The organism is Collinsella acetigenes (assembly GCF_012844445.1).
Classification (GTDB): domain Bacteria; phylum Actinomycetota; class Coriobacteriia; order Coriobacteriales; family Coriobacteriaceae; genus Collinsella; species Collinsella acetigenes.
The window spans coordinates 97885-109633 of sequence record NZ_JABBCP010000002.1 but is presented as its reverse complement, the minus strand read 5'-3'; the positions used below and the strand labels follow the sequence as shown (position 1 = coordinate 109633).

General features: G+C 59.9%; 6 protein-coding genes. 2 read left to right on the top strand and 4 right to left on the bottom strand.

What is annotated here, in order from left to right:
• Positions 1–53 precede the first annotated feature (53 nt).
• Positions 54–1259 carry an aldo/keto reductase gene (locus HF320_RS03485; protein ID WP_169277083.1) on the bottom strand — a complete coding sequence of 402 codons (1206 nt, stop codon included), beginning with the start codon at positions 1257–1259 and terminating at the stop codon, positions 54–56.
• A gap of 142 nt (positions 1260–1401) precedes the next feature.
• Here HF320_RS03485 and HF320_RS03480 point away from each other — a divergent pair, with 142 nt between their 5' ends.
• Positions 1402–2313, top strand: coding sequence for a ketopantoate reductase family protein (locus HF320_RS03480; RefSeq protein WP_169277082.1), 912 nt, complete (start codon positions 1402–1404; stop codon positions 2311–2313).
• A gap of 141 nt (positions 2314–2454) precedes the next feature.
• On the opposite strand, the gene HF320_RS03475 is transcribed toward HF320_RS03480, so the two are convergent.
• Entirely contained in the window at positions 2455–3762 is a 1308-nt protein-coding gene (locus tag HF320_RS03475; RefSeq protein ID WP_169277081.1) for an O-acetylhomoserine aminocarboxypropyltransferase/cysteine synthase family protein, read from the bottom strand.
• A 310-nt stretch (positions 3763–4072) separates the two neighbouring features.
• Here HF320_RS03475 and HF320_RS03470 point away from each other — a divergent pair, with 310 nt between their 5' ends.
• Positions 4073–5020, top strand: coding sequence for a LysR family transcriptional regulator (locus tag HF320_RS03470; RefSeq protein ID WP_169277080.1), 948 nt, complete (start codon positions 4073–4075; stop codon positions 5018–5020).
• On the opposite strand, the gene HF320_RS03465 is transcribed toward HF320_RS03470, so the two are convergent.
• Together HF320_RS03465 and HF320_RS03460 are read right to left on the bottom strand one after the other, a co-directional pair.
• Positions 5017–8652 (bottom strand): UvrD-helicase domain-containing protein, encoded by a 3636-nt coding sequence (locus HF320_RS03465; protein WP_169277419.1) that lies wholly within the window; start codon positions 8650–8652, stop codon positions 5017–5019. The two genes, HF320_RS03470 and HF320_RS03465, sit on opposite strands and share 4 nt — an antisense overlap.
• A 5-nt stretch (positions 8653–8657) precedes the next feature.
• Positions 8658–11690: a PD-(D/E)XK nuclease family protein gene (locus tag HF320_RS03460; protein WP_169277079.1), complete on the bottom strand. Its 3033-nt coding sequence runs from the start codon at positions 11688–11690 to the stop codon at positions 8658–8660.
• Positions 11691–11749 lie beyond the last annotated feature (59 nt).

The following is an 11749-nucleotide window of genomic DNA, read 5'->3' as shown; positions in this document are numbered from 1 at the left end:
CGGCTTGGACGCAAAGCCCCTAAGTGCAACATCCGTATCGCTGCACCCTGCAATCACTCTGCAGCGCCATCGCGCCGAAACCGTGCGAGGACGCGGAGCGCCGCATCGACCGGCCCCGGTTGCAAGCGATGTCGCACATCCTCCAGGCGCGCGGGAATATCGATCTGCTGCGGGCAATGCCGAGCGCACTTGCCGCAATGGATGCAATTACTTACCAGCTTGGGAGAAGCGGTTCGCACGGCGCTCGCGGTGAAATACTGAGACAGTCCCGTCCAGCGGCCATAAGCAAAACTGGCATTATAGGCGGCAAAACATCCGGGGATATTGATTCCCTGCGGGCAGGGCATGCAGTAGTTGCAACCCGTACAGGGCACGCGGTTAAAGCGCTCGAAGACTTCGACCACGCGCGCGATGGTCTCGAGCTGAGAGGGCGTCATGGCTTTGGGTAGGGCCGCATCGGCGATTGAGGCGTTTTGGTCAACCTGCTCGGTCGAAGCCATGCCCGAGAGCAGCATGGTGACCTGCGGATGATTCCACACCCAGCTCAAGCCCCAATCCGCAGGAGTCTGAAGATGCCCAGCTCGCGCCTTTTTCAAGATTTCCTGAGCTGCACGCGGAAGCTTATCGACCAAACGCCCGCCCAGGAGCGGTTCCATCACGAACACGGCAAGGCCGCGGGCATGGGCCTCCATCACGCCGGCAGTCCCCGCCTGGTAGTGTTCGTTCGCATAGTTATATTGCACCTGAACAAAATCCCAGTCATATGCGTCGAGCATGCGCGGAAAATCATCGGCAGAGCCATGATAGGAAAAACCGATCTGTCGAATACGTCCCTCGCGCTTCTGCCGCGCAATCCAATCCTTGATGCCCAATGCCGCCACGTGCTCCCATTGTGCAGGACTTGTGATGTTATGCATGAGATAGTAGTCGATATGGTCGGTACGCAGCCGCTTGAGCTGCTCGTTAAAGAACCGATCAAAATCCTCGGTGCGCTTACACGAGGCATGGGGAAGCTTGGTTGCGATAAAGACCTTGTCGCGCAAGCCAAGCTTTTCGAGCGCCATTCCCACGCAAGCCTCGTTGCCTGGATAGAGATAGGCTGTATCCAAGTAGTTAATGCCCCGCTCGACGGCGCGGGAGATAATATCTTGCGCCGCCTTCGCGTCGGGCCGGCCCAGTTGATAACCCGGGAAGCGCATGCAGCCCAAGCCCAAAGCAGAAAGCCTGTTGCCACTTGCAGGATCCGTTCTGTACTGCATGCACGTCCTTTCCTCAGCATACTCGAGCATCATCATACCGCGCTCAAGCAAACTGTTAACCTGCGCGCAACATCGCAGTATCCCGTTGTAATGGCGCTATCATAAGCAAACGCGTATCACACCCCAACCGAGAGGAACGCGCATGCCCATCGAGACCGTTGCCATCATCGGAAAGGGAGCCGTGGGCTTGCTCCACGGTAGCAAAATCGCAAAAGCCGTTGGGTCCAAGCATCTCGAGTATGTAATGGACGACGAGCGCTACCTGCGGCATCGCACAGATAGAATCGTCATCAACGGTGAGGATCAAAACTTCACTACCATCCCCGCCGGCCAAGCAAAACCCGTCGACCTGGTTATCCTTGCCGTCAAGGCAACCGGACTCGACCAGGCAATCAATAGTATGGAAGGCCTGGTGGGACCCGAAACGCGCATCATCTCGCTGCTCAACGGAGTAACGAGCGAGGAGGCAATCGCCGCGCGCTATGGCTGGAAGCATCTGGTTCTTGCCATCACGCAGGGCATGGACGCCGTTTTTATCGACAACGTACTCACCTACAGCCACGCAGGCGAAATTCGTCTGGGTGCAGCGGCGCAAACCGAGGCGGGCGTCGTTGAAGACATCGCCGACCTGCTCGAGCGCGCCGGTATCTCCCATGCGGTTGAGAAGGATATTCGCCGACGCATGTGGGCAAAGCTGATGATGAACGTTGGCATCAATCAAACATGCATGGTATATGGCGGTACCTACGGAACCGCGCTTTCAGATGGCGAGCAGAATCGCTGTCTTGTCGCCGCCATGCGCGAGGCGAAGGCCGTCGCCAACGCAGAGGGGATCATAATCACCGAAGGTGACCTCAACGAGATGATCTCCATCATCGCCAACCTCGACCCCAACGGCATGCCCTCGATGGCTCAAGACCGCATCAACCGCAAACGTACAGAGGTGGCGCTTTTTGCCGGCACCATCATCGAGCGCGCCGAACGCCACGGATTATTGGTGCCTCAAAACCGCTGGCTGCTTGAGCGCGTACGGGAGATTGAGTCTTCCTGGTAAAAGACGAGAACGTAAAGCGGCCATAGAGCAATGCAAAACCGGACGCCCGCATGCAAATGCGCGAGGGCGTCCGGTTTCGCTTTTACAATATGATGAAAGTATGAAGATGTGACAAAATAAACCTGTCGACTTTTTGTCACATTAGTCGAGCTTGGCGAAGGCCTGGCTCAGATCCCAGATGATATCCTCGACGTTCTCGGTGCCGATGGAGAGGCGAATCGTCGAGGGGGTGATGCCCTGATCGGCGAGCTCGGCCTCGGTGAGCTGGGAGTGCGTGGTGGTTGCCGGGTGAATTGCCAGGCTCTTCACGTCGGCAACGTTGGCGAGCAGCGAGAAGATCTGCAGGTTGTCGATGAACTTCCAAGCCGCCTCCTGGCCGCCCTTGATCTCGAAGGTGAAGATCGAGGCGCCACCGTTGGGGAAATAGCGCTGATAAAGCTCATGATCGGGATGATCGGGCAGGCTCGGGTGGTTGACGGAGGCAACATGCGGGTCCTGGCTCAGAAACTCAACGACCTTCTTGGTGTTCTCCACATGGCGGTCGACGCGCAAAGAAAGCGTCTCGGTACCCTGAAGCAGCAGGAATGCGTTGAACGGAGAGATGCAGGCGCCCTCGTCGCGCAGGAGAATAGCGCGGATATAGGTTGCAAACGCAGCGGCACCCACGGCATCGACGAAAGAAATGCCATGGTAGGAGGGGTTGGGATCGGCGAGCTGCGGATACTTGCCGGAAGCCTTCCAGTCAAAGTTGCCGCCATCGACGATCACGCCGCCAAGCGAAGTGCCGTGACCACCGATGAACTTTGTCGCGGAGTGAACGACGACGTTTGCACCGTGCTCCAGCGGACGGAACAAGTACGGGGTGCCAAAGGTATTGTCCACAACAACAGGCAGACCGTGCTTGTGGGCAATCTCGGAGATTGCGTCGATGTTGGGGATATCGGAGTTGGGGTTGCCCAGGGTCTCCAGATAGACAACGGTGGTGTTGTCCTGAATTGCGCCCTCGACCTCCTCGAGATTATGAGCATCGACAAAGGTCGTCTCAATACCAAACTGCGAAAGCGTATGCTCGAGCAGATTGAACGAGCCGCCATAGATGGTCTTCTGAGCAACCACATGGTCACCGGACTGCGCAAGTGCCTGGATGGCATAGGTAATGGCAGCAGCACCCGACGCGACGGCAAGGCCCGCCACGCCGCCCTCGAGCGCGGCGATACGATCCTCAAAGACGCTCTGAGTCGAATTGGTCAAGCGCCCGTAAATGTTGCCGGCATCGGCCAGGCCAAAGCGATCGGCAGCATGTTGGGAGTTACGGAAGACATAGCTCGTGGTCTGATAAATGGGCACAGCGCGAGCATCGGATGCGGGATCCGCGCTCTCCTGGCCAACATGCAGCTGAAGGGTATCGAAGCCAAAGGTATGCTCGGGGTTGTTGACAAACTGGGACATGATGTTCTCCTTAAACAGGGTAGGCGCAAAAGCGCGGGAAAAGCGGGCGTTAAAGCTCCCGGTCACACGGTGCTATCGGGACATTCGCGAATCGCGGGTTGTCCCCAGCATGCGTGGCAACCGGGAGCTATGCATTCGTTCCATCTGACACATCTGTGGGTCCTCCCCTCTGGTTCGTTCTCCGCAGGGACAATTCCCTATCGGCTTGGTATGTTTAGCATAGTAAAATCGCCGATACTTCACGTCAATCATTAAAATATAGTAGCTAGCTATCGTTAAAATAGATAACAACTCAGACGAGAGGACATCCATGACTCTGCAGCAACTGCGCTTCCTCATTGCGGTAGCCGAGAACGGCTCCATCAACGCCGCAGCTCAAAACCTCTATACCGCCCAATCGAACATATCGAGCGCCATCAAATCGCTTGAGGGGGAGCTGGGGATATCAATCTTCACGCGCAGCAGCCGCGGCGTCATGCTCACCTCGGACGGCACCGAGCTGCTGGGCTACGCTCGCCAGGTAGTCGAGCAAGCAAATATGCTCGAAGCCCGCTACGAGCACAACGAGGCACCACAGGAGCGTCTCGCTGTCTCGGCTCAGCACTACGCCTTCTCGGTGCAGGCGTTTATCAACGTGGTCGAGGCGTGCGACGCCCAAAAGTTCGAGTTCACCATGCGCGAGACCACAACCGCACAAATCATCGACGACGTACGCGCGTTTCGCAGTGAAGTAGGAATCCTCTACCTCGACGATTTCAATCGACGCGTACTGGAAAAGGCCTTTGCCGACGCACGCGTGAGCTTTCATCCGCTCTTCAACGCGCGCGTCCACGTGTTTGTAAGCGAGAGTCATCCCCTCGCGAGGAAGCCTTCCATTTGCCTTGAAGACCTCGTGCCCTATACGCGCTACAGCTTTGAACAGGGAACGTCCAACTCGTTCTACTTTTCGGAGGAGCCTTTCTCGCACATCCCCTGTGCGCGCAATATACGCGTATCGGACCGTGGAACCCTCACCAACCTGCTTACCACATCAAACGGATACGCACTGTCCACCGGCGTGCTTTCGAGCGAAATGCAGTCGGGCATGGCGAGCATCCCGCTCAAAGAAGATGCGCACATGCTTGTTGGCTACATCGTGCACGACGAGCGACGGCCCGCACCGATCCTCACGCAATACCTCTCCGAGCTGCGACGCATCATCGCCGATGCCGACCGCAACGGTGCCGTTCTCATCGCGGAGAACGGCACGAGCGCCTAGGCCAGCAAGCGATAGGTTATAACCTGCGGCTGCCCCGACCTTTGAGGGTCTTCGACTTCAACGCGCACGAACTTAAGGGTTACCTCGCAAAAGCCCGCGCGATGCAGAACGTCGAGGTAGACACGCGCTTGCAGACCGTGTTTTTTCCGCAACTCCTCGAGGGTTTCGTCGGGAGAACCGCCCGTTTTGTAGTCGATGACCAGCGCGCGCGAAGGGTTGGCAGGATCGTATGCCAAGGCATCGATCGCGCCTTCCGCAAAGCCGCCAAAACGCTGACGGATCTCATCGTCATCAAGGCCCAACGAGAAAAACGGAACCTCGGCCAAGACGCGCGGCCAGCCAAGAAGCTCGGCGCGCACATCCGAGTCAGACCAAAGCCCCAACGCCTCATCAAAGCGAGCGCGCTGCGAGGCCGACACTTTCCAGTACGAGCACAGCGCCTCTGCACGCGCAGCCGGCAGCGACGCAGAGCCTGTCTCGATTAGCCATTGCGCCGCAGCATGAAATGCCGAGCCGAGCGCACAGGGGTCGCCCTCGTGCAGGAGGGCGCGCGACGAGGCCACGTCAGACGAAGTCAGCGTCTCTTCGAGTGCATCGCCCGTCAAGTCATCAAACGCATCGGCCCGAGGGATAAACACGAGATTTGACCCCTGCGAAGGCAGACGATCCTCCCCCTCCTCGTCAAGCGTTGCTGCCATCGAGGAGTAGCTATAGGAATCGCGTTCCGCACGCGGAGCGACAGTGGAGCGAAGGCGATGATGCTCCGGGTATGCCAAGGTAAAGGTATCGAGCGGTCCGCCGTCGTTGGGAAGAACGTCCGCATCGGTGTCAGACGCGCCTTGCGCGACAGCAAGTTTATCGGTCATGTCGACATAACGAGATTCGCCGTAGGAAAAATCCCCCAACGGAATAAAGGCGTAATCACCGCTTTCAGAGCCCTCGAACACCAGGCGATCCTGAGCAAGGTCCGCTATACCCTTGGGCAAAATGCGATCGAGCACGGCAGCGGTAAGGTCGCGGTCCTCGTTGAACTTGAGCTCTGCAACCTTGCCTGCCTTGCGCGCCGTCCCCGTACCCGCATCGAGTGCCAAGATGAGCACTTCGCGGGCGCGCGTCATGGCAACGTAGAGCAGACGTGCACGCTCCTTGAGCGATGCCGCTTCGCCTTCTTCTCGCATGGCGACAAACTCGCCCGCAGCAGAATCCGTGGCGCACACATCATCCATAAGCTCAGGGTCAAGCCATGCGGGCGAGGACGTGCTACCGCGGAAATACTTATTGAAGGCCTTCTCGACATCGGCGCTTGCGACAAACGTCCCGTCTGCAGCGCGGCCCCCCGCAAAACGGGCGGGCAGCAGCGAAACGTCGGCATGGTCTGCGGCGCGGCGCATCTGCATGCGAGAAGAATTAGCGTGGATGCTATAGCAATCCGCCACCGCGACAACCGGGAACTCCAAGCCCTTCGAGGCATGCACCGTCATGATGCGAACTGCCGAGGCGTCACCCTCATTTAGGGCACCGGGAGCCTCCTTGCCCGCCAAAAATGCATCGAACGCGCCCGCGATCTGTCGTGGCGCATTGCCAAGGGCGTCTTCCGCATCCTGCAGGGCGTCGAGAGCCTTGAGCACGTTGGCGGCGATGGCACGCCCTTCGGGGCCGCGCTTCGCCAGGCGGACAAACCATCCCGAGGCGTTGATCACATCGCGCGCGATGCGGGCAAAAGAATCGCGACCCACACGTGCGAAGGCATAGCGAAGCACCTGTCGCGCGCGATGGAGCAGGCGAAGATTCTCAAAACCGGGCGCATCGTCATCCGAAGCAATGCCTGCATCCAGGTTACGGCGCCGCGTCTCGCCTGTTTCGGGGTCGTACGTGGTAGCGAGAGCCAAGAACTCCTCGACGCCGAGCGCGAACATCGGAGAAGCAAGCAACGGCATGAGTCCTTGGGCAGTGTCTGCAGGATTCGCAAGCGCGCAGACGAGAGCGCGCACGGCGGACACCTCGGGCGCGCTTGAGAACACCGAGCCACCGGAGATGACACAGTCGAGTCCCCGCGCGCGAAATGCAGCGGCATAGCGGTCGGCAAAGGTCATGCCGCCCAAAAGCAATACCATGCCGCCCACGGGCTGACCCTTATCGGCAAGCTCTTTAAAGCGAGCTGCAATCGTTGCCGCCTTGACGTCAATGCGCTCCTCTGCACTGCCGCCCGCAACAAAAATTGCCTGACGACGTGAGACGTCCGCGGCGACCAGCGCATCGTGCCTGCCCTCATGCGCTTCTAGATCCAGGAAATCGCGCATCAAGCCGCCTTGTTCGCCATCAAAGACACGCGCCACATATTCCAAAATCTGAGCGTGACTGCGGAAGTTGCGCACGAGCTTGACGATGCGCCCCCGAGAGGACGAGTCGCTGTTGCCGGCTGCCTGGGCGATTGAGCGTTCCTGACGACGAAACACTTCGACATCTGCGCCGCGAAAACGATAGATCGACTGCTGGGCATCGCCAACGGTGCATAGCGCACGGCCATCCTCGCCCGTTAGATAGGAAATAAGGTCGACCTGCTGTTGATCGGTATCTTGAAACTCATCAATCATCACGAGCTTGAAACGGTTCTCATAAGCAGAACGCACTGAAGGATAATCGCGCAAAGCCTCATGGGTCATGCGCAGAAGATCGTTGTTGTCCAAGCCGCCCGCGGCGCGCTTGAGCTCGCGGTACTCGGCCTCGACGCGGCGAGCAAGCTCAAAGAGCTGCTCTGTCGCGGCAGAGCCCACAGCCACCATCGCATTGATAAAGCTATCCGCCGCCTCGGCTTTAAGAAGCAAAACCTGGTCTTTGGGAAACGCCTTGCTCGCGCGCGGAGCAGAGCAAGCCAGCATGCAGGCACCAAGATCTGCCATGGTCTTTTCGCTCGCCTCGAAAGCGTCGATAGCGGCAAGCGCCGTGCGGGCGCATTCGGCGGCACCGGAACTCGCCTCCAAGCAAGGGCGATACGCATCGGCCAGACTGCTTAAATCCGCCTGCGCCCCCACAACGTGAATGTCATCCATGCCATGCGGAAGCGCGCAGGACACCTCAAGCAAACGACGCACCAGGGAGCGCGCCGAAGTGCCCATCTCGCTACCGGAAGGACCGATCTCTCCGTAGAGCGGATACCAGGTTTTGAGTTCGGCAAAAGGATCGGCGTCATCGCCGCGCTCATCGCGGGCTGCAGAAAGTACGTGCTCCACCGCACGGTCCATGAGGACCGCGGCCGACCCCTCCTCAAGCACCTGGAAAGCGGGATCGATACCCAGCTCGAGAGCATGGGTGCGAAGAATACGAGAGCACATGCCGTGAATGGTCGAAATCCAAGAATCGTCGACCGTCAGGGCCTCTTCTGCCATGCCGGCTTCAATAAGAGCGGCACGCACGCGCTCGCGAATCTCCGCCGCGGCGTCTTTGGTAAATGTGATAGCGAGCACCTGGTCCAGATGCTCGGCAAAAGGACCGGACTCCGGGGAGAGCGCCCACAGGATACGGCGCGTAAGGGTGAAGGTCTTGCCCGAGCCGGCGCCCGCCGACACAAACAGAGGGCGATCGAGCGTCGTCACGATCTCGCGCTGTTGAGGCATCAATGTTGAGAGATCCATGGTACTCACGCTCCCCTCCTCTCAAATCCAGACGGATGGTTAAACGAACAACGGCCGGCGGGATCTTCGGATGCACACACAACACCATGGGCCATCTCATCCAGGCGCTGTGCGATAGCATCTTCGACGCGGTCAAGCAGCTGCTCAAACGTCATAGTCCCGCCATGCTCCGCTGCAGGGAAGCCGTCGCGCAGCCCGGGGATCATGCCCTCCTCGGCCTTGTCGCCCACAAGCGCTGCGGCGGCAGCGCCACGCATGGCGGGTGCGCGCCCCTTCGTGGAGAAGTAAAGCGCAGCGGCCGGTTCAAGGCCCAGGGCACGACGCATCGCCTGAGCATAGATGAGCGATTGTGTGTGCTCGGGGAGCCAACGTTCATCCTCAGCCGGAATCGTGCCGTCCTTGAGTGGCATGGTGGGATCTTTGAGCTTGAAGGGATTGACGTCCCCGCGATGCTTGTAATCGATAATGGCCGCGCGGCCCTCGGCATCCACATCCACACGGTCGATGCGCCCGCCCAGGGGCCACCCGGCGTAAGTGACGCCCAGGCCATTGAAGGAGTACTCAAGATATGCAGGCTTGAACGGCATAAGGGCGCCCGCCTCATAGCGCACCACACGCTCGAGCTGAGGCAAGATCTCGTCAATCTGCGCGCGCTCGCCTGCGTCGAGGGGCACAAGCGCGCCGGAGCTCGTCGTCTTGCCTCGTGCGTGTTCCGCACGGACCTCATCAAACGCCTCGTGCAAGACGGAAAGAGCCGCCGGCACGTTCTCGGGGCGCACGCGGTCCACGCCCGCCTCGAGCAGTTCGCTATGAAAGCGGAACATAACATCGTGGACGAAGTTGCCTTTTTCGATATTGCCAAAGCCGGCGTCGATCGAAGAAGGACGCACACGCGAGGAAATAAACCAGCACAGGGGGCAGGAGCTGTAGCTTTCGATCTGCGAAGCGGATAGTTGCCGCGCAACCAGCTCACCGTCCTCGCTGCGTTGGCGAAGGACCACATAAGGCGTAGCCTCGTCGCTCAACTGCTGAGGAGGAAGGCACTGGACTTGGCACGTATCGAGGCCAACGGTGCCCGAGGGATCAAGATCGAGTACGATATCGCCCTCGTCGGTCTGTTCCACATTCGCAGCGGCACCCGCGCGCGTGCGAAGTTCGGTCCAGATGGCAGCGGGATAGATATCCTTGGCCTGGCGATCATGCGTCACGCGTGCAAGAATCGCCGCGCCGCTTGAAGCGCGAACGGCGCGGTCGAAGAGCACACGCTGGTACGACGCGGGATCGATTGCCACCGGAGCCGCTGCCAGGCGCTCGCCCAGCAACGTGGAAGCGTCCTCTTTGACCGCAAGGGAATAGGTTTCGGCGTCGACATCCAAAAAGACCATCGCATCGAAGGCGCCCGGGCGAGCCGCGGCCGCCGCGGCAAGCGTCAGGAACTGCACCACGGGGCGCGATCCCGAAGCATCGGCGGGCTCGGAAAGATCATTGTTGGCTTCGACCTCGGATGTCTTTGCCGATATGCCAACCTTGAGACCGGAGAGCACGCCCGTAGCCACACTTTGAGGGACGTCGACGGCACGCGTCTCATCCATAAGCATGGCAATCACCATTTTGAGCATGGACGCCTCGCGCTCACGCGCCACCGCTCCATCCGTATTGCCAAAAGCATACGCGGGCAGCGCCTCCACAACCAAAAGCATCGATTTAAATGCCGAGACGGGACGCTCCTGCATCAGGTACTGCACTACATCGGCACACACCGCGGGAACCTGCGCCCAGGGATTGTCGGAATCGAGCTTCTTGCGCTGGGCGGTCACGCGCGTCTGGATACTCTGCAGCTCACTCAGCACGGCATCGACGCCCATGGCGCGCTTGCCACGGATCTTCTTATCAAAAACGCGCGCAGACCAGGCATCGCAGCCCGAAAGCGGACAGGCAAGCCAGTCGGAGAGCTCGGGGGCAGGCCACCACTCGGAATCGGGAATCTCTCCCGCCGCCGCAGCCCTCATGCGCGCCACGAAATTGGCCAAAGCGTTGAATTGCGCGCCCGTACGCGACTCGTCGAACCTGGCATCGGCAGGAGCAATCGCCCGCACTCCGCAGGCGGTAAGACGCTCGGCAAGCTGGCAGGCCGCCTTCGCCGGGCGGCGCGCCACGACCGCGACAACAGCCTGTGGGCTCGATGCTGCCGCGCACGCCTGCTCGGCGGCGCGGGAAATAAGCTGAGCGTAGGAGCGCTCGCGTGCATGCGGACCCGCCACTTCAAAAAACAACGCGGGAAGCACGGGGGAAGCAGCGGCTTCGCCCGCAAGAGACTCCTCGACCGAAGCCTCAACACCACGGACACCAAACGCCTCTTCGATACACAAGGCGGCATCGCGTTGCTGCGGAGCGAGCAGCACGGTGCATTCGCCCGCCGCCCCCACCGAAGCAAGCAAGTCCATAAGGTAGGCGGGAACCTTTTGCATGTCGCGCACGATTACGCAGGAGGCGCAGGCGGGAAGCTCGTCTGCAAATGAGTGAGCCAGGCGGACCGCCGCCGCCGAGGGCTCCTCGAGGCCAAGCTTTGCAAGACGATCCGCGTAGCGCCTGAGCAGGCGTACAACCAGGTCCTCGGCTTGCGAAGCGGGTGCCAGACGAGCCATGCGCGCCCCATCGAGCACATACGGCAAAAAGTCGCGCGCCATGGAGGCGAGCAGGAAACGCGTGCCCGGAGTATCACGCAGCGGCTCCAGATCGGAAGGGTCCCAGGATGCCAGAATGTCGGCGATAAGCAAGCTTCGCTGCAGAGCGCTCACCAGATGGGTGCCCGTCCCCAGCAGCTCCCAAAGCGAAGCGATCCATCCGGCAGGCGTTGTCACCTCAACGCCAAGGCCACAGCCGGCCTGTGCCAACGCATGACGACACGTCTCGCGTTCCTCGAAAGAAGAGGTCAGCAGCTCAACGCGCCCGCGCGCAGTCACCGCACGACGTATGGTCAAAAATTCCGCGCCAACAGGCTCCGCAGCCGAATCGACAATACGAATGTGAACTGCCATGGTCCTCCTACGTTCTCTTTTTGCCACTAACCATGCTACATGCCCGTGCGGACAGACAG